At 64.9% G+C, this 21,881-nt stretch carries 23 protein-coding genes; 11 read left to right on the forward strand and 12 right to left on the reverse strand.

Annotated elements, in window-relative coordinates:
* Positions 1-4: 4 nt before the first annotated feature.
* Both AC07PA_RS22410 and AC07PA_RS22415 read right to left on the reverse strand, forming a co-directional pair.
* Complete coding sequence (locus AC07PA_RS22410; RefSeq protein ID WP_494606428.1) at positions 5-790, reverse strand: SDR family oxidoreductase; 786 nt, start codon at positions 788-790, stop codon at positions 5-7.
* Positions 787-1,119: a nuclear transport factor 2 family protein gene (locus tag AC07PA_RS22415; RefSeq protein WP_494606426.1), complete on the reverse strand. Its 333-nt coding sequence runs from the start codon at positions 1,117-1,119 to the stop codon at positions 787-789. The genes AC07PA_RS22410 and AC07PA_RS22415 overlap by 4 nt, the downstream gene beginning before the upstream one ends.
* A gap of 101 nt (positions 1,120-1,220) precedes the next feature.
* On the opposite strand from AC07PA_RS22415, the gene AC07PA_RS22420 reads away from it, so the two are divergent.
* Positions 1,221-2,138, forward strand: coding sequence for a LysR family transcriptional regulator (locus AC07PA_RS22420; RefSeq protein ID WP_494606424.1), 918 nt, complete (start codon positions 1,221-1,223; stop codon positions 2,136-2,138).
* Between the two features lie 51 nt (positions 2,139-2,189).
* Here AC07PA_RS22420 and AC07PA_RS22425 read toward each other — a convergent pair whose 3' ends face one another.
* The 4 genes from AC07PA_RS22425 to AC07PA_RS22440 all read right to left on the reverse strand — a co-directional run bounded on the left by AC07PA_RS22425 (position 2,190) and on the right by AC07PA_RS22440 (position 4,333).
* A complete protein-coding gene (locus AC07PA_RS22425) occupies positions 2,190-2,816 on the reverse strand; it encodes a hypothetical protein (protein WP_494606422.1) in 627 nt (208 codons plus the stop codon).
* A gap of 94 nt (positions 2,817-2,910) precedes the next feature.
* The gene (locus tag AC07PA_RS22430) at positions 2,911-3,588 is read right to left on the reverse strand and encodes a hypothetical protein (protein WP_494606420.1); all 678 of its coding nucleotides are present in this window, start codon (positions 3,586-3,588) and stop codon (positions 2,911-2,913) included.
* Entirely contained in the window at positions 3,585-3,728 is a 144-nt protein-coding gene (locus AC07PA_RS22435) for a hypothetical protein (RefSeq protein WP_494655391.1), read from the reverse strand. The genes AC07PA_RS22430 and AC07PA_RS22435 overlap by 4 nt, the downstream gene beginning before the upstream one ends.
* 11 nt (positions 3,729-3,739) lie before the next feature.
* On the reverse strand, positions 3,740-4,333 hold the full coding sequence (locus AC07PA_RS22440; protein WP_494606418.1) for an NMCC_0638 family (lipo)protein: 594 nt from the start codon (positions 4,331-4,333) through the stop codon (positions 3,740-3,742).
* A 498-nt stretch (positions 4,334-4,831) separates the two neighbouring features.
* Here AC07PA_RS22440 and AC07PA_RS22445 point away from each other — a divergent pair, with 498 nt between their 5' ends.
* From AC07PA_RS22445 to AC07PA_RS22455, 3 genes are all read left to right on the forward strand, one after another.
* Entirely contained in the window at positions 4,832-5,482 is a 651-nt protein-coding gene (locus AC07PA_RS22445) for a glutathione S-transferase family protein (RefSeq protein ID WP_494606416.1), read from the forward strand.
* 77 nt (positions 5,483-5,559) lie between these two features.
* Positions 5,560-5,964 (forward strand): VOC family protein, encoded by a 405-nt coding sequence (locus AC07PA_RS22450; protein WP_494606414.1) that lies wholly within the window; start codon positions 5,560-5,562, stop codon positions 5,962-5,964.
* Positions 5,942-6,283, forward strand: coding sequence for a hypothetical protein (locus AC07PA_RS22455; RefSeq protein WP_494606412.1), 342 nt, complete (start codon positions 5,942-5,944; stop codon positions 6,281-6,283). Before AC07PA_RS22450 ends, AC07PA_RS22455 begins: the two co-directional genes overlap by 23 nt.
* A gap of 1,001 nt (positions 6,284-7,284) precedes the next feature.
* On the opposite strand, the gene AC07PA_RS22460 is transcribed toward AC07PA_RS22455, so the two are convergent.
* Positions 7,285-7,731 carry a winged helix-turn-helix transcriptional regulator gene (locus AC07PA_RS22460; protein WP_494606410.1) on the reverse strand — a complete coding sequence of 149 codons (447 nt, stop codon included), beginning with the start codon at positions 7,729-7,731 and terminating at the stop codon, positions 7,285-7,287.
* Positions 7,732-7,892: 161 nt separating this feature from the next.
* Here AC07PA_RS22460 and AC07PA_RS22465 point away from each other — a divergent pair, with 161 nt between their 5' ends.
* The 7 genes from AC07PA_RS22465 (at position 7,893) to AC07PA_RS22495 (ending at position 17,491) form a co-directional block, all read left to right on the forward strand.
* Complete coding sequence (locus AC07PA_RS22465) at positions 7,893-8,813, forward strand: alpha/beta fold hydrolase (protein WP_494606409.1); 921 nt, start codon at positions 7,893-7,895, stop codon at positions 8,811-8,813.
* Between the two features lie 449 nt (positions 8,814-9,262).
* Entirely contained in the window at positions 9,263-9,910 is a 648-nt protein-coding gene (locus AC07PA_RS22470; RefSeq protein ID WP_494606408.1) for a HEAT repeat domain-containing protein, read from the forward strand.
* A 348-nt stretch (positions 9,911-10,258) separates the two neighbouring features.
* The gene (locus AC07PA_RS22475) at positions 10,259-10,699 is read left to right on the forward strand and encodes a hypothetical protein (protein ID WP_494606406.1); all 441 of its coding nucleotides are present in this window, start codon (positions 10,259-10,261) and stop codon (positions 10,697-10,699) included.
* Positions 10,700-11,531: 832 nt separating this feature from the next.
* The gene (locus AC07PA_RS22480; protein WP_494606404.1) at positions 11,532-12,650 is read left to right on the forward strand and encodes a hypothetical protein; all 1,119 of its coding nucleotides are present in this window, start codon (positions 11,532-11,534) and stop codon (positions 12,648-12,650) included.
* Between the two features lie 260 nt (positions 12,651-12,910).
* A complete protein-coding gene (locus tag AC07PA_RS22485) occupies positions 12,911-14,005 on the forward strand; it encodes an acyltransferase family protein (protein ID WP_494606402.1) in 1,095 nt (364 codons plus the stop codon).
* A gap of 486 nt (positions 14,006-14,491) precedes the next feature.
* Positions 14,492-15,400: a hypothetical protein gene (locus AC07PA_RS22490; protein WP_007848360.1), complete on the forward strand. Its 909-nt coding sequence runs from the start codon at positions 14,492-14,494 to the stop codon at positions 15,398-15,400.
* A gap of 138 nt (positions 15,401-15,538) precedes the next feature.
* Positions 15,539-17,491: a putative glycosyltransferase family protein gene (locus AC07PA_RS22495; RefSeq protein ID WP_494606400.1), complete on the forward strand. Its 1,953-nt coding sequence runs from the start codon at positions 15,539-15,541 to the stop codon at positions 17,489-17,491.
* Positions 17,492-17,589: 98 nt separating this feature from the next.
* On the opposite strand, the gene AC07PA_RS22500 is transcribed toward AC07PA_RS22495, so the two are convergent.
* The 5 genes from AC07PA_RS22500 to AC07PA_RS22520 form a co-directional block, all read right to left on the reverse strand.
* Entirely contained in the window at positions 17,590-18,186 is a 597-nt protein-coding gene (locus AC07PA_RS22500) for a GNAT family N-acetyltransferase (RefSeq protein ID WP_494606398.1), read from the reverse strand.
* 432 nt (positions 18,187-18,618) lie between these two features.
* The gene (locus AC07PA_RS22505; RefSeq protein WP_494606396.1) at positions 18,619-19,215 is read right to left on the reverse strand and encodes a dihydrofolate reductase family protein; all 597 of its coding nucleotides are present in this window, start codon (positions 19,213-19,215) and stop codon (positions 18,619-18,621) included.
* Between the two features lie 108 nt (positions 19,216-19,323).
* Positions 19,324-20,352, reverse strand: a complete 1,029-nt coding sequence (locus AC07PA_RS22510; RefSeq protein ID WP_494606394.1) for an RNA polymerase subunit sigma-70 — start codon at positions 20,350-20,352, stop codon at positions 19,324-19,326.
* A gap of 45 nt (positions 20,353-20,397) precedes the next feature.
* The gene (locus AC07PA_RS22515) at positions 20,398-21,033 is read right to left on the reverse strand and encodes a hypothetical protein (RefSeq protein WP_007848367.1); all 636 of its coding nucleotides are present in this window, start codon (positions 21,031-21,033) and stop codon (positions 20,398-20,400) included.
* Positions 21,034-21,253: 220 nt separating this feature from the next.
* Positions 21,254-21,862 (reverse strand): ATP-dependent Clp protease proteolytic subunit, encoded by a 609-nt coding sequence (locus AC07PA_RS22520; RefSeq protein ID WP_007848369.1) that lies wholly within the window; start codon positions 21,860-21,862, stop codon positions 21,254-21,256.
* Positions 21,863-21,881: the final 19 nt, after the last annotated feature.

The following is a 21,881-nucleotide window of genomic DNA, read 5'->3' on the forward strand; positions in this document are numbered from 1 at the left end:
GGTACTAAACCGTGGGAACCGTCCCCCCATCGATCACGTGCTCCGACCCCGATATCGATGCCGCACGCGGAGATGCGAGAAAGCACACCAGGTCCGCCACCTCCTGCGGCCGGGCGGGCCGGCCCAGGGGGATGCCGCCCAGCGACTGCATGATGATGCGCTTGCCCCCTTCGTAGTCCGTGCCGGCCTGCTCGGCCAAGCGCTCGGCGAATGCGACGGAGGCCTCGGTCTCGATCCAGCCGGGCGAGACGCGCACCACCCGCACGCCCTGGGGCGTGACCTCCTTGGACAGGGCCTTGCTGTAGGTGGACAGGGCCGCCTTGGCCGCCGCATAGGCGGTGGTCGATTCGGGCAGCGGAAGCAGGCGCTGGATGGAGCTGATGTGCACGACCACGCCCGAGCCTTGCTCCAGCATGGATGGCAGCAGCGCACGGTCCAGGCGCACAGCGGGCAGGAGGTTCTGGTTCAGTTCCTGCTGCCAGACCTCGTCGCTCAGCGCGGCAAAGCCGCCGCCCGGTGCGCTGGAACCGCCGAGTACGTGGACGACGATGTCGATGCCGCCCCATCGCTGCAGCACAGCCTGCGCGACCTGGGCCGCGCCCTCGGCGGTGGACAGGTCGGCCGCGACATACGCCACGCCTTCGATACCCTGGGCGGGCGCGGATCGAGCCGTGGCCATCACCCGTGCGCCGGCATCGTGCAGGCCCTGGACGACGGCGGCACCGGTGCCCTTGGTGCCGCCCGTGACGAGGGCGCGCAGGCCCTGGAGTTGCAGGTCGAAGCCGCTCATGCCGTGATCTCCAGCGATGCGATCAGGCCACGTTCCAGCCGAAAGCGGTAGCGCAGGTCCACGGGGCTGCCGGGGAAGTTGCCGGCCACCCGGCTGGTGACGAGCTGCGATCCGTCGCCCTGCAATTCCAGCGCAAAGGGCTCGGTGGTGTAGCTGTACCGGGCCGATGCACCGGCCTTCCACGCGGCAATGGCCTCGCGGCCCTGGTGGGTGTGGCCTTCGTCCTGGACGATGGCCTGTGGGGTGAAGCAGCGGGCAACGGCGTGAGGGCCCTGGGCGTCTGCAGCGAAGTAGGCGGCGATGGGTTCGGGGAGGTTCAGGGAGCTCATGGTGCGGTGCCTTGGTGGTGGTTGAGCCCCGAGGATGCGCGCCCTGCATCCATTAGTGAATCGCCTAGAATCTTCATGGGCTATGTAGAAAGCAAACCATAATGCGTGGAGCCGAATTTGCCGAACTGAAGGCGTTTGCCGCGGTCATCGAGCGGGCCAGCTTTGCGCGCGCCGCAGAGCACCTGGGCTTATCGCCCTCGGCCCTGAGCCAGACCATCCGCCAGCTCGAAACCCGGCTGGGCAGTCGGCTGCTCAACCGCACCACGCGCAGCGTGGCGCCCACGGCCACCGGGGAGCAGCTGTACCGGCGCATGGCGCCGCTGCTGCGCGAGATGGCCGAGGCGGTGGCCGAGGCCAGCGCGGCCGCAGGTCGCACGGGCGGCACCCTGCGCATCAACACCCTGGGCATGGCGGCGCGCCAGGTCATTGCGCCGCGGCTTGCGCGCTTTCACCGCCTGCACCCCGGCGTGGTGCTGGACATCGTGGTCGACGACCAGTTGAGCGACATCGTCGCGGGCCGTTTCGATGCCGGCATCCGCGTGGGCGGCCGGCTGGAGAAGGACATGGTCGCCGTGCGCCTGACGCCCGATGTGCCCATGGTGGCCGTGGCATCGCCGCAGTACCTGGCGCAGCATGGCGCGCCGCACAGCCCGGAAGACCTGCACCGGCACGCCTGCATCAACTGGCGGCTGCAGGCCGATGGCACGGCCTACCGCTGGGAGTTTGCCAAGAAGGGCAAGCGGCACGACATTGCCGTCGCCGGCCCGGTGACCACCAACCATTCGGACATTGGCGTGGCCGCTGCCGTGCAGGGCCTGGGCATTGCCTACGCGTTCGACCGCGAGCGCGTGGACGCGCACCTGGCGCGCGGGGAGCTGGTGCAGGTGCTGGCCGACTGGTCCATCACCCGGCCGGGGCTATTTTTGTACCACCCGAGCCGGCGCCACAGCCCTGCGCCGCTGCGCGCCTTCATCGACTGCCTGCTGGACCGGGACATGGCGGACCCAGCCAGGGGTTGAAGAACGCCTTGGCTGGCCCCTGCCTCGTCTGCCATCGCAGCGAACGGCAGCTCAGGCTTCGTCCTGGGCGTAGATCTGCGGAGCCATGCCGAACACCCCCGCCAGCAGCTCGCGCACCTGCGCATAGCGGGGCTGCCGGGGAATGAGTTCTACCATCCGCGGCGGGCAGGGCCGCAGGTTGATGAAGATGCCGAACTGGCACAGGCACATGAACGACACCTCGGGCATGGGCGCGTTCTCCCATTTCAGCAGGGCATTGCCTTCGCGGGCTGCGTCGATGACCAACTCCATCAGGTTGCGCACCGGGTGCCCGGCGGGCCGGGCCAGCTTGTAGCCGTAGTCGCCTTCGATGGTGGACCAGTCGTACAGATCCGTCGCAAAAGGCAATGAGCGGTTCTGGTAGGTCTGGTAGTGCGTGACGACCTCGTCCACCGTGCGGAAGGTGATGGTCTGGAACAGGTCGTAGAAGTGGTCGCCGACGATGTCGGGGTCCACCTGGGCGTCTTCTTCGGGCGTGCGCGGGCTGTTGGTCAGGTCGCTCTTGAAGAAGGCATCGATCTGTGGGCGCAGGGTGTCGAGGGACACGTAGCCGGCGCTGATCAGCGCGTTCAGCAGCTTCGTGAATTCGGCCGCACTCAGGGCCTCGAAGTTGGGTTTGCCCAGCACCACACCTGTCATCGGAAATCCTTGTCAACAATGGAACGCATATTGTGTCCGCCCTTCCGCGTTCTCCACCGCAACCCTAGCGCCGGTGCAGCAGCCTTGCCGGGCGTCATGCCGAGGGCGGCTGCCACGCCGTCAACGCGGCCTGCAGTTCCTCGTCGAATTGGTGATGTACCGCCGCCTGCCCGCGCGTGGCCGCCAGGTGCGCCAGCAGCGCATGCACGGCACTGCGCTGCGCCGGGTTGCACCAGGCCAGCAAGCGGTTGTCGCTGCCGTCCCAGGCCAGGTGCAATACCAACTGGTCTGCATACCAGCTGTGCTGGGGCCACACGTCGGGCAGCAACGCAAAACGCGCCAGGGCGGGGAAGAAGTAGCCGATGCCGTCGGCGCTGGAGAACGTGATCGGGTCCCAGCCCGCGTTGCCCAGGTCTTGGCGGCGCAAAGTGCCGCGCGTGCGGGCGCGCAGCGTGTCGTCGTGCTCGCGGCACTCGTCGCAGTGCGTGCGGTCGGTGAAGTGATCGGGCTTGTCCACGCCGGCAAAGGCGGCTTCCACCTGCGCAAGAACGGCTTCGTCCGCCCCGGCCTGGGGCCAGGCGTGGGCGCAGTGCAGCAGGTGCGCCACCCAGGCCGTGGCCTCGGCGTCGGTGCACTGGGCGAAGTACCTGAACTCGCCGGCGGCCAGGGTTTTGGAGCCATTGGCGAGCGCGCGCACCACGGCTTCGAACTGCGCCTCGACCGGGGTGAAGGCGATGGTGGTGGTGCCGCAGTGCGGGCAGGGCGCCGTCATGCGCTGGCCGTCGCGGCCCGGTAGTGGGTGCCCAGCGTGTCCACGCAGGGGGCCAGCCAGTGGTGCAGGACGGCACGGTGCTTTGCGGCGGTCCGGTGGTGTTCCAGGCCGCCGGTCCCTGCGGGTGGCCGCCCTTGCATGGCGGCAGGCATCAGGGTGCGAAGGTCACGCTGGCCAGCCCCTGCAGGTCGGCCGTGGGCGAGGCCGACGTGGTCAGGCTGTACAGCACGCGCTTGGTGCTGTCGGGCGCCGCCCATTCGAAAGCGATGGTGTGGGCCGTGCCGTTCTGGGGGCTGGCAGATTTGGAGTCCTGCACCTGGCGCGACACCATGGGCACGGGCGCCTCGCCCGCCATTTTCTTGAACCAGGCCAGTGTCTGCGGCACGCCCGTGCGGTGCGCATACACGGCGCACAGGTTCTTGTCGTCAGGAATGGCGACCACGAAGCTGCCATGCGGGTCCGGCACCGGCCAGACCTTGCCGGGCTGGCCCTGCAGGAAGTACGCGGCCTTGTCGGCCGGCATGGTGGGCAGCGGCGCCAGCTTGGTGCGCAGCGCGCCCAGGCTGGACGCGTACTTGGCGCAGGTGGTGGCGAAGATGTTGGCAAACGCCTCGGCCTGCTGGGCGGGCGTGCTGGCGCCTGCGGCGGCACCTGTGCTGGATCCGCTGGCTGCTGCGGTGCTGGCATTCGGCGCCGCGGGCTTGGCCGGGCTCTGCGCGTAGGCCTGGGCAGACAGCGCGAGCACAGCGGCAGTTGCCGCAAGCAGGGGGCGGGCTGGGAAGGCTGAGAGTGCTGGAAGTGCTGGGAAGAGGGCGTGCTTTTTCATCATGGGTGGCTGGATCCAGGATCTTGCGTGCAGGGGAAGGGACGGCAGAAGCGGGGCGGCGGGCTGCCGCAGGGCCGGCTCAGAACCCGCCATTGTGCCAAAGCACGCAGGCCGGCCCTGCCAGCCGGGGCCGCCGGTGGATGAAGAGGCCGATGGGTTTGCCGCGCCCCAAAGAAAAAAATCCACCGGCATGGCTGCCAGTGGATTTGATGTATTTTTTTATTGCTGCGCCCGGTGCCGTGCCATCGCTGTCACGTTACTGCGGCCGGCGGGCCGGCAGTTGCCTGCCAGCCCGCGGACGCCTGCGCTTCTTCTCCCAGGTTTCCCGCTCTTTCTTTTGCTTACGATTCTAGGAGTGCAGGGTGCTGCTGAAGAGCCCCCAAATGGGTGATGTGGGCTTTGTGCTATGAATCCGCCATGGCATCCACCGAAACCCCCTGGACCCTGTATGGCGCGCCCGCCTCCGGCTCGATCGCGGTGGAGGCCGCGCTGACCCTGCTGGGCATTTCATACGACCTGGTCGATGGCGCGACCTGGGCCAATAGTGCCGCGCGCGAGCGCGTGGCGCCGGTGAACGCGTTGCGGCAGATTCCCACCGTAGTGCTGCCCGGCGGCGAGGTCATGACCGAAAGCGCGGCCATCCTGATCCACCTGGCCGATTTGCATCCCCATGCGCGTCTGGCCCCCGCCGTGGCAGACCCGCGGCGCAGCCAGTACCTGCGGTGGATGGTGTACGTCTCATCTGCCATTTATTCACTGCACTGGATCAAGCCGGACGTGGGCCGCATCGGTGCGCCCGAATCGGCGCGTGACGACGTGGTCCAAGCCGTGCACGAGCGCATCGCCTTCTGCTGGGCCCACATGGACGGCCAACTGAGCCCTGGTGGCACCTACCTGCTGGGCGAAGAATTGACAGTGCTGGACCTGTATGTCACCGTCGTGTCACGTTTTGGCCCCTGGCGCGAGCGCTTTTATGCTGCGGCGCCGCGCATGGCGCCTGTGGTGCGGCGCGTGGACAATGAGCCGCGGCTGCAGGCGTTCTGGCGCGAGCGCTTTCCGCTGGAGTGAATGTACCCTGCGCGCGTGCGCAGGCCTGTTGTGCACCCATCCGTATCCTCTCGACCCTACCGGAGACTCCCACCGCCATGCTGAGCTACATCACCCTGGGCGCCAATGACATGCAGGCATCCGAGCGCTTCTACACCGCTCTGTTGTTGCCCTTGGGCTACCGCAAGCGGGTCGATCCCGAAGGCCTGGAGTTCACGCTGCCGCCCCAGGCCGGTGGCAGCGGCCCTTGCGTGGTCTATGTCAAGCCGCCGTTCGATGGCCAGCCTGCGACCGTGGGCAACGGGTCGATGGTGGCATTTCGCACCGGCTCGCACGACAGCGTGCGCCAGGTCTATGCGGCGGCGATCGCTGCCGGCGGCAGCGACGAGGGCCCGCCCGGCTTTCGCGCCGCGTACAGCAAGAACTTCTTTGTCGCCTATGTCCGCGACCCGGTGGGGAACAAGATTGCGCTTTTCTGCAATGAAGCGGCTGGTCAGGCCTGAGCTCGCTGGCGCGGCCCTGCAGGTCACGGTGGCCCGGCAGGCGTGCTGTTCCGCCGATGACCAGGCAGGCCCGCTGGAGGCCGTGTACGCCCTGCACGAAGAGGCCACCCTGGCAGACCTGGTGGAGCGCATCCAGGCGTCGAAATTCCTGCAGTTCTCATCCACCCACAACCGGCTGTCAGGCGAGGTCGATGGGGTGTGTGTGGTGGAGGTGTTCGCGGGCTGGGGCCGGGGGCCGCAGTTCCATGCCGACCCGGCGGAGCGGGTGGCCCCGCTCATGGCCGGCCGCCCGCTGTGCTTTCACTTTCGCCACGCCTGACGGGCGCCGACCCTGAGCGAGCTGGCGCGCTGCGCCGGCGTCAGCGTGCGCACCTTGAACGCCGCCTTTCGCGAGTACCGCCAGTGCACGCCCATGCAGACGGTGCGGGAAGCCCGGCTCCATGGTGTCCGTGCGGAACTGCTGGCCGCCCCCGAGGGCACACGAGGGTGCGCGATGTGGCCGAGGCCTGGGGCTAAGCCCACCTGGGCATGTTTGCGGCCAGCTACCGCGCGCGGTTCGGGGAGCCGCCTTCTGCCTCCCTGGGGCGGCATTGACGCGACCCATGGCCGGGAGCCTGCGCATTATTTCGGCTCTGCCGGACATTGGGGTCGGCACTGTAGAAACAGGGTTCGGCACTGCAAGCAGGCGGCAGTAAACGGCCGGCTGCATTGATGCTGATTGAGGCGGTGGGCTAGACTTTTGCTGCCGGCCAGAAGCGGACATTCAATGCGAACCAATTCACTCGTTGACGCCCTTGTCCAGGTTCCGGAGGATGAGTTCGTGCAGATCCTCGCGCGTGCGCTGGAATTGCGAGTTGCAAGTGTCAGCCGGCCTGAGTGGCAGGAAGCCCGATATCGCTTGGCTCGACTTCATCGCTTTCATAGAGGCGCAAACCTTCCGGCGCCCAGTCAGTGGGAAAGTCCTGCTGATCGCACCATCCGTCGATCCCAAAGCGCGGATGTAAGACGATCCGGAGCCTTCTTAAGAAGGCGGACACTGCGGACACACGTTGACCGGATATGCCAAGCTGGTCATTTGCCCAATCTGCGGCGAGCGGAGTGAACTGACGTAGATTTTGGAGTCCCCTGTGAGCACGATAGTCGACGACCGCACCAGGCTGTGAGCTGCCAATCGCGTCGGGCTCGGCCAACGGCGGCCATCGACCCACCGCAGTCACTCCCCCTGCCGAAATGGCTGCCTGAAACCCGACACTGGGAGCTGTCGGAGTCGAGCGGCAGCTGGCGCTGCAGAGCAGCCGTCGCGCCGCAAGCCCGGCCAAATCAATCCTCGGCCCTGGTCACCGTGTCATCGGCACTGAGGGGGCGGCCATCCTGTGCCAGGACCTCCAGTCGCCGCAGCGCTTGGCCACTTTTTCGGTCAACAAGCATCGCGCCTGGCCGGTCGCCTTCGAAGAAGTAGTCCTCGCCCCATTGACGCAGCGCCACCATCAAAGGGAAGAGCCCGCGCCCCTTTTCCGTCAGGGCGTACTCACGATGGGCTCCGCCATCAGCCGCGGCAACCATTTGCAGGATGCCGTGGTCCACGAGATTGCGAAGCCTCGTCGTCAGGATGTTCCGAGCCAGTCCGAGGCTGCGCTGAAACTCGCTGAAACGGCGCAGCCCGTCGAAGGCATCTCGCACGATCAGGAGCGACCATCCGTCGCCGATCGCATCAAGAGGGCGCGCCAGCGCGCACCCCGCGTCTCTGTGGCTTGTGCGTTTGACCATGATTCGTTATCGGTTCGACCAGTACAGCTTGACTGTCATCGCAGAACAAAAATGCTGCACGGTTGCATCATAAGACCAAATCAAGTACAAACGCATGGTTTCATTTTGCAACCAAACTTTCTGGCTGCGTTTTGCGTCAGTCGGTACAACATCGGATTCCCATGCACGCCTTTGACGACACCTTCGATGGAACTTTTCTTTTTGCCCCACGCTTCAGCGAAGCGCCGGGTTTCCGAATGCACTACGTCGACGAAGGCGAACCTCACGCCGACGTTGTGCTGTGCCTACACGGCGAGCCCACCTGGGGCTACCTGTTTCGGCACCTGATCAACGCACTGAGCGGCACGCACCGCGTGGTAGTGCCCGACCACATGGGCTTCGGCAAGAGCGCGACGCCGCCTGACCGCAGCTACTGGCTGCAGGATCACATCGACAACCTGGAACGCTTCGTCCTGGGGATGGACCTCAGGCACATCACACTGGTGATGCATGATTTCGGAGGGCCGGTGGGCATGGGCTTTGCTGCGCGGCATCTCGATCGCATCCGGCGCGTCATCTCCATCAACGGCCCGACGCCGTTCGGCCAGGCCAGCCTTGGGGGTCGACTGGCCGCCAACGCGCAGTCTTCGCCGTGGTTCCAGTGGATAGCGCAGGCTCACGCGGAGGGACGCCTGGAGCGCGTATTAGGCGAGCTGGGATTCAATATGCTCAGCACACTGAAGCTCAACGGCTTCGAGAACCACGCGGTGATCAGCGACGCTTGGCTGCGGGCCTATGGCGGACGCTTCAAGGCACCCGAGGATTGCCTGGGCGCGATTGGATGGGCCGGGGGTTTTGCTACCGGCATGCACCGCTTCGAGTCGCCAGACGTCACGGCAAGGCTCGCGCTGAGCGCCAAGCCGGCATTGGCCATCTGGGGCGATGCTGATCGTACGCTCGCAGCGACACACTTCCTGCCGTTGTTTACGGAGCTCTTTCCTATGGCACAGATCTACCGGTTGCCGGGCGCTGGTCACTACAGCCTGGAAGATGCTCCGGCGGAGATCGCAAGACTCGTGAACGAATTCCTGCATAACTCCTGACGCAGGGACTGCAATGCAGCAGCGGATGCAGTCACTCGTCGAGCCCGGGCTGGCTCCGCGCCAGGCCGATTGCGGAAGTCTAGCTGGCGCCCCCAGCGCGCCGTATCACCCAAAAACGCTGGTCAGCGAAGCGAAGCATATGCACGGCGCCAGGAACTGGCCGGGGACGATCCATTGACGACGAGGTCCACTCAAGGGTGCAGCCCGCCGGGCCGCGGTGCGTGCATGCGGCCTCGGCGCCGTGGACACAGGAATAGGCTCTGCGAGCCGAGGTCCGCAATTGGCTGACCAAAGCGTCTCAAGGGAAAGCTGGCGAGCGGGCTAGGGCCTTCGCGACCCCGAAATCAGTGTCAACTGGCCCTAGACTTCCGCTGTCGGCCACAACCGGACGATGGCGAGTGGCCGCTTTAGGGTAGGCTACTCGCTCCTTGTAATCGCCAATCCGCACCATGGACGCTACATCATTCCTTCACGATGAGGTCATGCGCTTTAAGCAGTGGGCGACGGTAATTCCCCTTGATGCGAGGTCAGGTGAATGGGAGTGTGATTACCCGGACTGGCAACGCTTCAGGGCCGCTGCCAAATACTTGATTGAAACAGTACCCGCGGTGAACTGGGGCAACGCCGTGACAGACGATTTCCTTTATGCGCTAGCACGCGATAACGAAATTGAAGACATTGCCGATCAATTTTTGGGTAGAAGCGACGCGCTTTTAACCCTTGCCGCTCGAGCCATCCATTCAGTTGAGATTGATGCCAAGTGGCAGATAGCAGCAAAGTTGGGAGAGCTACACGAGCACAAGCGGGAGGCGGAAGCGCTACTGATCAGGTTTGTGCAAGACGACGTCGAGTACGTAAGCCGACGCGCCCTCCTTGCACTGAGCCAATTGAAGTCCGCCTTGACTGAATCGTTTGCAGAGCGCGCTTGGCAGACTGGCCATGAGTACCAGCGCATCGCTGCGCTATGGGCATTAAAAGATACAGCTTCGTCAAAGCTGAATGACTACTTGCAGCGAGCAGAGGAAGACGGCCGCAAATATCTTGTTGGCAACGCTATGGAGATCCGTGCAAATGGTTTCTCAGCTAACGACCGCTAGCAGGTGTTGCATCCGATGTTATCGACCGACTGCTACGGGCCCGAAGCAGTCTTTCAGCTAATGTGCGCAAAGCGGTCATCCAATGAGCTACAGACCATGTAGCGGCCCAACTCCGTGCAAGCTATAGTGTTTTTAACGAATGCACTCGCGGGACCTGACCCAGCAAACCGTGTGGTGCGCAATACAGGAGGAGCGGGGGGCATGACTGAATTTAGTACTGTACTTTTATGCAGAAAACATGCCGTAAAGCTAGGTTTCAGGCCACTTGCAGCGTTGTCTACGTGCCCACTTAAACCGCAAGCGCCAGATATGGCCTGCGGCTTAGTGGGTTAGGCGCCGGAGATACGCGTGTTTGCATTTCTAAGAAAGACGGGGAAGAAAGATCCGCGCGATCTCGAGCAGTTAATCTTTGACATTGCAGAACACCAACGTGATTCCGATTTCCATCTTCTATACACGATGATGGTTGGTCGGGACGTTTTTGCCGGAATCGATCCCACGTCAATCCCTTCCTTTGCCAAGCCCGGCGTTTCATACACAACTCAAGCCAGCGATCGGCTTGTGATGAAGAGCGTCACCATTCCAAGTAACGGAACTTGGTCTTCAGCCGCGACGCTACCGTCGCACCCTTCACTGAAGGATGGCTATGTCGGAATGCCGTGGGTCGATTTCCTGAAGATGACGCTAAAGCTCGCCGAGCTTCAAGGAGCCATGCTTCAAGGAAGGACGTCTTGGATCGCCTTCGACAAGCAGCGCATTGCCTATGTTCTATCGAAAGCCGACGCCTAATCCTTCCATTGAGAGGATGTCACCCGGCAAGCCGGGCGCCGCCTCACATGTTAAACGTTGGACCTCACAGTGAAGTTCTTGCAAAAATGGTGGCTGCACGGAGTCTTGGCGCTCCTGGTCGTTGGCTTCTCGTATGCGGTCTTGGAAGACTTCTTTCCGAGTCTTCGTCCAAGACCTTCTGAGCGGATGGTCCTAACCTGTGCACAGTTTGCTGACGGCATGGAGATGTCCCAAGTACAAGCCATCGTGACGCAAAGCAATTTGTCCATGCACTCGGCCGCAAACGATGCGACCGTCAAAATCAGTGACGGGTGTATGTGCATTTTGGGAGTCGTTGACGGAAGGCTCAGCCGCAACACTCTTCAGTGCAGTCACTCGAAGACTGCGTTGTTTGGAGCGGCATGGTGAGGCCCAACAAAACGGTCAAGACCGACATCCTGCGACTCATGTTCCCGTTGAACGTCCGCTTTAATTTGCCACCAAAGGCTGCTTCTGGCCGGAAGCGAAGGTTCACCTGCTGTCCACCCCCGCGGGGCAGTGCAGAGGGCGGCCCCGAAAAAAAGTCGTCCAGAGATCGCACGCACCACGGCCGCCGCGCGGGCCTGGCCCGTCCATCGCCCAGCCTCACCCAAATGGGTGGGCGCACCATCTTGTGACACCCGACACCGACGAATCCCCTTTCTTCGACAAAGATCGGTACAGCCCCACCCTTGCGTGCGGACCGCACTGCACCGCCGCACTGCTGCGCGCGCTGCACAGGTGGGCTGTCTTTTTTATCATTTGAACCGAGAGGGTTTCGACCATGCCAGTGACGACCACAACCGCCCCCCCAATGTCCAGCCCTTCGCGCGCCCCGCGCCAGCGTCAACAGCACCCCCGCAGTGGCCGTGCACCTGCGGCCCGCCTGGCGCTGGCGGCACTGCCGCTGTTGCTGTTGGTGGCATGCGGTGGCGGTGATGGCGATGCGGAGCCGGTGACCCCGCCGCCCGTCACGCCGCCCGCCACCGGCTACACCGTGGGAGGTACCGTCGCAGGCCTGGGCGAGGGGCGCAACCTGGTACTGCAGGTGCAGGGCGCAGACGACCTGACCGTTGCCGCCAACGGCAGCTTCGTGATGGGGCGCCGCTTCGAGAGGTCCAGCATTGCAGTCGTCACCGTGGCCTCGCACCCCGAAGGCCAGCGCTGCAGCGTGACGCAGCCAACGCGCCTCGTGAGCCAAGCCAACATGACCGACGTGTCCGTGAGCTGCGCGAGCCTGCCCGCCGGCACCCGCAACCTGAGCGGCGTGGTCACGGGCCTGGTGCCGCGCAGCCCGTTGGTGCTGCAGAACAACCAGGGCGACAACCTGACCGTCACCGCTGAGGGGCGCTTTCTCTTCAACACGGCGGTCGCCAGCGGCGCCCCCTACGCGGTGCAGGTGCAGACGCAGCCGGCCGGCCAGACCTGCAGCGTGGCCAACGCCAGCGGCACGGTGGGCAGCAGCGACGTGCGCTCGGTGCAGGTCACCTGCACCGGCCTGCCCCAGGCTGCGCCCGAGGGCGCCTGGGCTGCCGAGTCTTGCTTCCAGGGCTTCGACCTCACCACGCGAGAGTATTTGAACATTGTGCGTGAAGGAGAGTTGCGTTTCATCGTTACCCAGGGCTCGGTGACCAGGTATTTCTCGTTCTGCAACTCCGGCGGCGATGCGCTGGCCGGCCAGCCGGCGGAAAGCCTTGTTTTCGACCGCCAGGAGACCAGCGGCTCGCTCACCGCCTTCTGGGGCACGCAGACCAACAGCACCGGCAGCCGGCGCGTGGTGTGGGCGCGCAAAGGCCCCTACCTGTGCCAGCTGCCGCGCAAGCCGTTCAACCAGCCCGCCCCCGTCAAGGACTACCCAACCATCGCCAGCGTGGAGCAGGACACGGACGAGGCCATCAAGGCGGTAGGGTGCTTCAAGAAGGTGCCCAACTGAGGCACCGGGGACAGGCCGGCCGGGGGGGCGGCCCGGCGTGCGCTGGCCGGCTGCCGGCGCACCCTGCCCGGCTGGTGCCTGCCCGCGGACGCCGTAGTTGAACGTCTGCTATCCAGAGAGACCTGCTGCGCTTCGGGCCCACACCGGTCCACTGCTGCCATGGCGGCAATCGGCCAGAGCCGGACGTTCGCACACCTCGTTGGCTCGAAGAAGACACCCCCTTTGGGCATGAATTCTTCATGCATTGAAGAGCACTCCAATTGGTAAAACACGACAACAACATCGACGTCCTGCGCGCCTGCGCCATCCTTTCGGTTGCCCTGCACCACTTCTCGATTTACTCCGGCATTCCGGTGCCGCTGTTCGGTCGCCATGGCGGTGGTATTGGCGTGCAGCTGTTCTTCGTGATCTCTGGCTACCTCATCATCAAGAGCGCCGAGCGCAACAGCCTGGGCGACTATGCCAAGGCACGGTTCTTTCGCATTTTCCCCGTGTACTGGGTTGTCCTTGGGAGCATCGTGCTCATCGAGATGACGGCGGTGCCGGAGTTCCGCCAGTTGATGTTCAATGAGTACCCGCATTTCCTGTTGAACCTGCTGAACCTGCAGCAACTGTCCGTGCTGAGTAGCCTGTTTTTCGATCGTGTGCATGTCGGGTGGACACTCACGGTGGAGCTCTTCTGGTATGGCATCGTGGTCGTTTTGGCTGTGGTGGCACACCGTGTGCGCTGGCGGCATTTCTGGCTCGCTGCGCTGGCCTTCACCACGCTGCTGTCCGTCGGCTGGATCAAGGCTGCCGACGCCGGAGTGCTGGACTTCCTGTACCTTGGCCAAGCACGTAGCGTCGGCGTGGAGTTCTCACCGGCGCTACAGCTCGCGCTGATCAAGTCCAACATCGTGGGCTATCTGTACTTCTTCGTGCTGGGCACGGTGATCTACCGGTACGAGCGGGTGCTCTGGCGTATTCCCAGCGGCATCCTGTGGCCTGTAACGCTGCTGCTTGTCGTGCTGTGGTCACCGTGGCAGGGGTTCGTTGGCTTTGCGCCGCAGCCACTCGCCGCGGTGGGCTTGGCCGGCGTGTTCATCCTGTTGCTCAGGCTGCCGCCTGTTCAGGACGCGCTGGTGCGCTACATCGGCAAGATCTCCTACTCGCTGTACCTCGTCCACGCAAAGGTGATGGTTGTGGTCTATGTCAATCTGCAATGGACCGGTGCGGATGCCCACCTCGCCGTCATTGTTGCCACCCTGCTGCTGAGCATCGGGCTGTATTCCACCGTGGAGCAACCCATGATCGAGTTTGGCAAACGCTTTCGGAGTACGGTCACCATTGGCGTGCCCGCCGGCAACTTGGCCTGAACCGCCTGATCTGTCCATCGCCGCTCGTAGCGAGCCGACGCGCAAGGCGACCAGTGGTGCACCCACTGGCGTCCGTCCCCACGGCGGGCCACTGCAGTGGGACGGCTGCATTTCGCGCGCGGTCGATGAACGGGCCTTGCCGCGGCATGCGGTGGAACGCCGGGCTCTGGCCAAGGTGGTGACCGGCGTCACGCGCTGTGAAAGCCATTCGCCTGCACACTGGCTCGCAACACCAACCAGGTGGAGCCGGGGCATGCCATGCACTGTGAGCCTCTACCGCATCGAGAGGATGCCTTGCATGTCCGTTCCATCCCTGGCGCCGCGCGCTGCGCCCCGTCCCATGCCACTGTGGTCAACCCGTGCTGTGCGGCGCATCGCACCCCTGGGCCTGAGCCTGGGCCTCACAGCCGCCCTGCTGGGCGGCTGCGGTGGGGGGGCGGTGACGACCCGGCACCTGCGCCTGCCCCGACCTACCAGACGCTGGGCGTGTCGGTCACCGGGCTGGCAGCGGGCCAGAGCGTGGTGTTGCAGAACAACGGGGCGGATGACTTCACCGTGGGCGCCAACGGCGTCGTGCGCACGGCGGCCAGCTGGCCACTGGGCAGCAGCTATGCCGTCACAGTCAAGACCCAGCCCACCGGCCAGCGGTGCACCGTGGCGCTGGGCGCGGGCACACTGGCCGCCAACACCCCCTTGGTGCAGGTCGAATGCGTGCAACTGCCAGGCGACCGCAACACGCTGGGCGGCACCATCGGCGGCATTCCGGCCGGGGTGATCGTGGTGCTGACCAGCGGGGGCCAGGACTTGCCCCTCAGCGCGGACGGCGGCTTTACCTTTCCCACGCCGCTGGCCGCTGGCGCGGCCTATGCCGTCACGGTCAAGTCCACCCCCGTGGGGACAGGCTGCGTGGTGCGCAATGGCACGGGCGTGGTCGCTGCCGCCGCGGTGGACACGGTGCAGGTGAGCTGCGCAATTGTGGGCTCCGTGACCGGCTTCTGGGAGCAGGACCAGTGCCTTCCGGGGCCGGGTGGCATCGGCCTGAAGAACGGCTGGCGCATCTCGCAGAGCAGGCCCGTCTTTGTGAATGTGGGCGCGGGCGGGGTGAGCTACCGCAATGCGCAGTGCACCGGCGTGGGCACCACCATGACAGGCCCGTTGGTGGGCGGGTTCACGGTGACCCAGTCACGCCAGGAGATCGCCACCGACATTTCGGCCTACTGGGGCGTGCGCGATGGCATGACCTTCCCCACCATGCCGGTGGTGCTGGTGCGCAGGGGCAACCACCTGTGCCTGCTTGAGGACACGGCCACCCCTTCGGCCTACCCCAATGCGGCCAGCACGGCCAACGCCGTCACGGCGGCCGTTGCCGCGGGCACCTGCTACATTCCCCGCTGACCCCGCGCCCAGGCTCCCGTACCAAGCGCACTCGCGATCCCGCTGCTGTTCGCAGCGGGGCGGGCGTCGCGGCTGCGCTGCTCTCGCAAGCCAGAAGACTGCAGCCACCCCCAAATCCCAGCCACTTGATCAAGTCCGATGAATGAAGCCGAACACAATGCAGGGCTCGCGCGTGGCGCGGAGTCGAGGAAACCTCACCACGCAACGCAGCGGTTGACAGCGGGCATGCCCTTGTTCCAGACGCTTGGCGCGGGCGCCATGCAAACGGGTGCCCGCGCGTTTGGCGTCACCCCTGCAAGGCGTTGGAATTGGCTGACGCTTGGCGTCTGGGCGGCACTGCCCGTACTGTCCTTGCTGCCGCTTTGGTCGAACCTGTTGAACCCGGTGCTGCCAGACGTTCACGACTACTTCCGCTACGCGGTGTTGTCGAGTCACTTTCAGGAGGCAATGGCCGCCGGCATTTGGTATCCGCGCTGGCTACCCGAGTTCAATGCAGGATACGGCTATCCCGAGTTCGTCTTTTACCAACCCGGCTATTTCTTCCTCAACAGCTTGCTGGCCGTACTGACTGACGACTTGCTATGGCGTCAATTGCTGACACTGGGTACGCTGTGCCTCATTGGCGGGCTTGGTGCGTACCGACTTGCACGCACTTTTGTGGACCGCCTCCCCGCTCTGGCCCTTGTGCTGTTGTTTCAGGCGGCGCCCTATGTTCACTTCAACCTGTATGTGCGCGGTGATTTGAGTGAATGGATGGTGATTCAACTGTTGCCGTGGGTGCTGCACTGGAGTTGGTGCCTGCTGGCGCCAGTACAGCGCGCAACAATGGGTATGGGGGGACGGGCGCTGTGCTGGAGCGGACTGACACTGGTCCTTGCGGCAAGCTTCTATAGCCACCCGATTGCAGTGCTATTTTTGCCATTGGTCGTCGCTCTGCTGGGTCTACTGACGCTGGCCGGTACCGAGCACCAAGCACCGCTGGCGGTCAGACTGCGCAGCGTCTTTGAACTGGCAGGTGCCCTGTTGCTGGCACTGGCACTGGCCTCGCCCTATTGGTTCACGGTTGCGCAACTCAAGCCTCTGGTCAATGCCCAGATCGCTTCGGCCGGCGCCTGGGAGACCTGGCGCAACGTCTCCTCTCTGTCTGACCTGCTGTTTGACGACCAGGCATTTCTGGCCGCACCCTTTGTGGCGTTGGCTTTGTTAGGTGCCTGGCAAGGTCGTGGACACCCTTTGATCCGCGCCGCAGGCCTGGTCTACCTTGTACTTTTTCTCGCCATGCTGCCGACCGGCGGCTGGTTCTGGCATCTTTACCCCTTTTCATTGATGCAGTTTCCCTGGCGGCTGGCGGTGTTTGCGCCCGCGCTACAGGTGGTTTGTACGCTTGGCTTTTGGCAAGGCAGCAATCGCCACCTGGTCCTGCGGTGGCTGGGCTTGACGCTCGGACTGCTGGCGCTGACCTGGTCGGCATGGAAGTACCATGACTTTCGCGCACTGGACGTGTTAGGCGAGCCCGTTGCCGGTGCGCAACTCGACTGCATCAAGATCTATCCCAGCCTGGCCCGACCCTACACGAATTTGGCTACTCTGGACGCCAGGGAGTGGTTGCCGGCAAGATTCGCCAAAAATCCGCTCGAAAGGGCACGACATACGCCTGTCAGTCCAACATGTGAAGCACAACTGGCGAGACACCGTGCGGCCTTGACTGGAAATTTAGGAGTTGACCTGTTTTCAAACCGGTCCACATTGGATTGGATGACCAGTGACTCACCGCATTGGCGGGGGCGCCCCCAGCCCGGGCATTCGCCGCACGCGCTCAACTACCGCTTCGCAGGCACGAATCCGGGTGTGGTGGTGATCCAGCAAATCTACCTGCCAGGCTGGTCAGTACAGGTGGACGGTTTGGCGTTGGCCGCAACGACCATCGAAGAGCAGTTGTTGCCGGATGGCCGAATGCAGGTTCGATTGGCTGCTGGCGAACACACGATTACTGCACACTACGATGGCCCGCCCGGTTCAACGCAGCGCAACGTAGCAATTGGGTTGGCACTTTTGCTGGCTGCGGCCTATTGGCTGCGGCGGCTGCGCTAGCAGGGCGGGCTCAAATTTGAAGTGCATTGCCAGACCTCCCAATGTCGGCTTGTGGCAGCCACCGGGCGGGTCCGAAAGCAGACGCTCAAGGTGCAAGCTCAGCGGTGGGCAAAACCATCCGCTGCAGCAAAAGGTGAGACCGCATTCGCTGTACTCCACTGCGCATTGAGCAGAGCGTACTGCAGGAGGTCGTGGTGTCGGCCCGCCCAGTACCCAGCTTCCCGCTGCCGCCCCTCTTGCAGAAACCCGAGCGTCTCGAGCAAGGCCAGAGATGCCGTGTTGTCCGGGTGTACCTGCGCCTCGATTCGATTCAACTGCAGCTCTCGGAAACCCCAGGTGATGATTGCTTTGAGAGCTTCTTTCACGTACCCGCGGCCCTGATGCGCCGGCGCGATTTCGTAGCCGATGGTGCAGGATCTCCAGTTTCGATTCCAGCGAAACAAGCCGCATGTACCGATCAGTCCTGGCTGGTCTCTCAACTCCACGGCCCAGCGTGCACCGGAAACCGGCTCTTTGCGCCAACTGGCAAACGTAGCGACCAACTTCGAGGCGCCGTCAAGATCGCCAATCGGATCCGATCCGAACCATCTCATGTGCTCGGCGTCGCCATGAATTCGAAGGATATTCTCTGCATCCGATTCCACGATCTCACGCAACGTGAGTCGGGATGTCGCCAGCGCTGGAAAATCGACCATCAGCTACCTGTGCTCCAACTTTGATGTGTCCCGCATTTCTGCGGACTTTGTAGACCGCCTGCGGGATCACATTGGCGGCAGAACGCCTGAATGTCTTTCATGGTCAATGCCTTCGAGCGATGTACCGCATGAACGTACAGGGATAACAGATTTCGACAAAACCCCCGACCGCCGTTCGGCTGAGGCGCGCATGTGACCGTTGGCGGCAACGATCGCTTCTGGCCGATAGCGCAACTCTAGCTGGTAGCGCCCGTGCCCTGTATCCCCCAAGAAGGCGAACCAGCGAAGCTGAACAGATGTTCATCGCCAGCGACCTGGGAGTCGCCCACGAGCGCCGATCCAGGGGTTCCATTCACGCCGTCCCTGCCGTCCCACTGAATTCGCCCCGACTGCCCGGCAGTGGCCGACATACGCAGAACCTGCGCCGCGCGTTCAGCGCGGCAGGCAGTCGTAGTGCAGCGCCACGATGTCCGACCCTGGCAGCCGGCGCTGGCCGCGCAGCGCCCAGTGCTGCGCCAGGCCGGGCTCGAAGGTGGGCACACCCCCACCCAGCCCTCCCAGCAGCACATTGGCCACCAGCAGGTGCAGTTCGTCGACCAGGCCATGCGCCAGCAGGTTGCAGTAGAGCAGGTGGCTGCCGTAGACCAGCAGGTCGGGGCCGGGCGTGGCCTTGAGCTGGCGGATGTGCGCATGGGCCAGTGCGCGGGGCACCACGGTGGTGGTGCCGACCCAGGGGGCATCGGGGCGCAGGCGCAGGTGGTCGCTGACCAGCAGCTTGCGGGCGGCCTCCACGCGCTCAGCGATCTCGCGCTGCACCGGGTCGCTGCCGGGGCCGCGGTCCACCTGGGGCCAGTAGCCTTCGAACATGGGGTAGGTGGTGGCGCCGAAGAGCAGGGTGCCGGCGCGGCGCAGGCATTCGAGGTTGTGGACTTCGAACGCGGCACCCATGGGCAGGCCGGTGAGCGCGCCGCCGGGGCCGGCGCAGTAGCCGTCGAGGGAGCTGAGGATGCTGACGATGAGTCGGGCCATGTGGAAGATCTCCTTGCGTGGTGAACCACGTGCCCGGACCATCCGGGGCGTGTCATTCCTTTGGAGACACACCAGAGTGCCAACTCATCGGTCCGGCAGCATCTTTTTTCAAGCCAGTTCGTCAGGCATGCCAAAACGGCGGCAGACCAGCGGGTCGATGAAGCTGTCGATGGACCCGATCAGTCCACCCTCCAGGCGCAGCAGCACCACGCCGCCGGGGCGAAAGCGGTCGTCGCCGGCCTGTTGCATGTAGCAGGCAAAGCCCGGCTGGCCGTTGCCGTGCAGGGGCTGCAGGCGCCAGGGGGTCTGGAACACGCGCTCGGCAAAGAAGGCCAGCACCATGGGGCGGCCGCTGAACCAGGAGGGCAGTGGCGGCATTGTGAAGCGTGCGTCCTCGGCCAGCAGGCTGGCCATGGCGGCGATGTCGCGGCGCTCCCAGGCGGCGACGAAGCGCGCCAGCAGCGCGTCGAGTCCCGGCGCCGCAGGCGGGGGTGGCTGCAGCTGCGCAGCCGGCATGCGCAGCTTCACCGCGGCCTGCGCACGCTGCAGCGCGCTGTTGACCGAGGCAACCGAGGTGCCGAGCAGCTCGGCTGTTTCTGCGGCCGAATATTCCAGCACCTCGCGCAGCAGCAGCACGGCCCGCTGGGTGCCGGGCAGGTGCTGCAGCGCGGCCACAAAGGCCAGCGCCACATGCTCGCGGCGTTGCAGTGTGCTTGCCGGGTTTTCGTGGCTGGTGGCGCTGGCCCATTCCCCATCGGGCAGGGGTTCGAGCCATACCGGCCCGGTCACCGGCTCGCCCAGCTCGGCCGTGGACTGCAGCGCTGCACCATGGTCGGGCGAGGTGATGCGCCGCGGGCGCTGCGCGATCATGCGCAGGCACACGTGGGTGGCGATGCGGTACAGCCAGGTGCCCAGGGCACTGCGCGCCTCGAAGCCGGCCAGGCCGCGCCAGGCGGCCAACAAGGTCTCCTGCAGCGCGTCGTCGGCGTCAAAGGGCGAGCCCAGCAGGCGGTAGCAGTGGGTGTGCAGGGTGCGCCGGTGTGGGGCCAGCAGCCGGTCGAAGGCGGCGGTGTCACCGGCCTGCGCGCGTGCCAGGCAGTCGGCGCGGGCGCTGGGGTCGTCGGGCAGGTGCGGCATGGAGCATTCTGGCGCAGGCCTGGCGCCAGGGTGCGCGCCCCGGCCCTAGGCCGCGTCGGCCTCCAGCTGCACGTTCCAGGCTTCCATGATCTCGGCCAGCTTGGGGCTGCGTTTGGTGCCGATCTGCAGGCCCTGGGAGATGGCCGCGATGATGTGCTTGGCCCCCGGGTCCATGCTGGGGCTTACGTCGGCCGACTCCAGGACATCCTTGGCCCGCAGCAGCAGCACCCCCGCCTCGGCCAGCAGGTCGTTCTTTTCCGACGCGAAAAAGTCATTGCCCATGGGCTTGTGCTTGTCCAGGCGCGCCTTGATGGTGTCCGAAAAGAAATCGGGAATCGCCTTATGCACGCTGAGAAAGAACTTTTCATTGGCCTGCAGGGAGCTCAGCGTGTGCCGGTACCGGCTGGGCAGGTGCGGCGCGTAGGTGCGGATGGCCTCGCCCAGCTCCTGCTGCGCGCCGACCCGGGCGGCCACCCCGGTGGGGGCCTCGAACACCTCCTTGAGCAGCGCCAGCTTGGCCTCGGAGGCCTGAAGGGCGGTGCGCACCTGGGCCAGATGCTGCTCGTAGCGCATCCGCACGAAGTTCGATCCCTCCCTGAGCTCGTACAGCTTCCAGCCGAGCGCACCGTAGCCCGCAAGGGCGGCGATGATCAGAATGACCACGAATAGATCTGTTGCCATGGATGATGAGCCGCCAGGTAAAAGGAAGGAGCAGGAGCGCCGGTGTGAACCCCGACAAGCATACCGCTTGCGCCGCCGGGCGCCATGCGGGCATTCCATGGCCCTGGCGGGCGTGTGCCGACCCAGGGCGCAAGATGGATCGGCACGCAGGTTTCTGCGGGAAGCGGTGGGGCGGTCGCCTGGCGCCAGCGCGGGCCGTCCGCCCTGCGGGCGCCCGGCGTCATCCGCCCTGGTGCAGCTGCGCCTTGCGCTCGATCACCCGCGACACCAGCCCGTACTCCACCGCTTCCTCGGCCGAGAGCCAGTGGTCGCGTTCGATGTCGGCCAGCACCACGTCGAGCGGCTTGCCGGTCTCGCGCGCGATGGTGCGGGCGATGCGCTCGCGCGCCTTGACGATCTCGCGCGCCTGCACTGCGATGTCGGTGGCCTGGCCACCGGCGCCGCCGCTGGGCTGGTGGATCAGAAAGCGCGTGTTGGGCAGGCAAAAGCGCCGCTCGCGCGGGGCCGCCAGGTACAGGTGGGTGGCGGCGCTGCCGACCCAGCCGGTGCCGATCATGTTCACCGGCGCGGCGATGAAGCGCACGATGTCGTGGATGGCATCGCCCGACTCGAGGTGGCCGCCGGGCGAGCTGACGATGATGTCGATGGGCTCGGGCCCCTCGGCATCGAGCGCGATGAGGCGGCGCGTGACATCGGCAGCGGTCACGTCGGTCACGGTGCCGAAGATCAGAAGGGTGCGCGCCTTGAAGGCCTTTTCCTCCAAGTAGGAGGTGCGCGGCTCGGTGGCGCTGGAGGGTGGGGGAGGGGTGTCGTCTGCGGCGTGGTACATGGAGAAACAGTCCTTCAGT

The sequence above is a fragment of the Acidovorax sp. GW821-FHT09B03 genome, assembly GCF_059418305.1.

What these genes read in the sequence shown, in the direction of transcription:
- AC07PA_RS22470 (WP_494606408.1), top strand. Translation starts at nt 9,263, where the DNA reads ATGGACGCTACATCATTCCTTCACGATGAGGTCATGCGCTTTAAGCAG.
- AC07PA_RS22515 (WP_007848367.1), bottom strand. Translation starts at nt 21,033, where the DNA reads ATGGCAACAGATCTATTCGTGGTCATTCTGATCATCGCCGCCCTTGCG.
- AC07PA_RS22465 (WP_494606409.1), top strand. Translation starts at nt 7,893, where the DNA reads ATGCACGCCTTTGACGACACCTTCGATGGAACTTTTCTTTTTGCCCCA.
- AC07PA_RS22425 (WP_494606422.1), bottom strand. Translation starts at nt 2,816, where the DNA reads ATGACAGGTGTGGTGCTGGGCAAACCCAACTTCGAGGCCCTGAGTGCG.
- AC07PA_RS22435 (WP_494655391.1), bottom strand. Translation starts at nt 3,728, where the DNA reads ATGCAAGGGCGGCCACCCGCAGGGACCGGCGGCCTGGAACACCACCGG.
- AC07PA_RS22410 (WP_494606428.1), bottom strand. Translation starts at nt 790, where the DNA reads ATGAGCGGCTTCGACCTGCAACTCCAGGGCCTGCGCGCCCTCGTCACG.
- AC07PA_RS22420 (WP_494606424.1), top strand. Translation starts at nt 1,221, where the DNA reads ATGCGTGGAGCCGAATTTGCCGAACTGAAGGCGTTTGCCGCGGTCATC.
- AC07PA_RS22445 (WP_494606416.1), top strand. Translation starts at nt 4,832, where the DNA reads ATGGCATCCACCGAAACCCCCTGGACCCTGTATGGCGCGCCCGCCTCC.
- AC07PA_RS22430 (WP_494606420.1), bottom strand. Translation starts at nt 3,588, where the DNA reads ATGACGGCGCCCTGCCCGCACTGCGGCACCACCACCATCGCCTTCACC.
- AC07PA_RS22495 (WP_494606400.1), top strand. Translation starts at nt 15,539, where the DNA reads ATGAATGAAGCCGAACACAATGCAGGGCTCGCGCGTGGCGCGGAGTCG.
- AC07PA_RS22480 (WP_494606404.1), top strand. Translation starts at nt 11,532, where the DNA reads ATGTCCAGCCCTTCGCGCGCCCCGCGCCAGCGTCAACAGCACCCCCGC.
- AC07PA_RS22520 (WP_007848369.1), bottom strand. Translation starts at nt 21,862, where the DNA reads ATGTACCACGCCGCAGACGACACCCCTCCCCCACCCTCCAGCGCCACC.
- AC07PA_RS22500 (WP_494606398.1), bottom strand. Translation starts at nt 18,186, where the DNA reads ATGGTCGATTTTCCAGCGCTGGCGACATCCCGACTCACGTTGCGTGAG.
- AC07PA_RS22460 (WP_494606410.1), bottom strand. Translation starts at nt 7,731, where the DNA reads ATGGTCAAACGCACAAGCCACAGAGACGCGGGGTGCGCGCTGGCGCGC.
- AC07PA_RS22505 (WP_494606396.1), bottom strand. Translation starts at nt 19,215, where the DNA reads ATGGCCCGACTCATCGTCAGCATCCTCAGCTCCCTCGACGGCTACTGC.
- AC07PA_RS22415 (WP_494606426.1), bottom strand. Translation starts at nt 1,119, where the DNA reads ATGAGCTCCCTGAACCTCCCCGAACCCATCGCCGCCTACTTCGCTGCA.
- AC07PA_RS22510 (WP_494606394.1), bottom strand. Translation starts at nt 20,352, where the DNA reads ATGCCGCACCTGCCCGACGACCCCAGCGCCCGCGCCGACTGCCTGGCA.
- AC07PA_RS22455 (WP_494606412.1), top strand. Translation starts at nt 5,942, where the DNA reads ATGAAGCGGCTGGTCAGGCCTGAGCTCGCTGGCGCGGCCCTGCAGGTC.
- AC07PA_RS22450 (WP_494606414.1), top strand. Translation starts at nt 5,560, where the DNA reads ATGCTGAGCTACATCACCCTGGGCGCCAATGACATGCAGGCATCCGAG.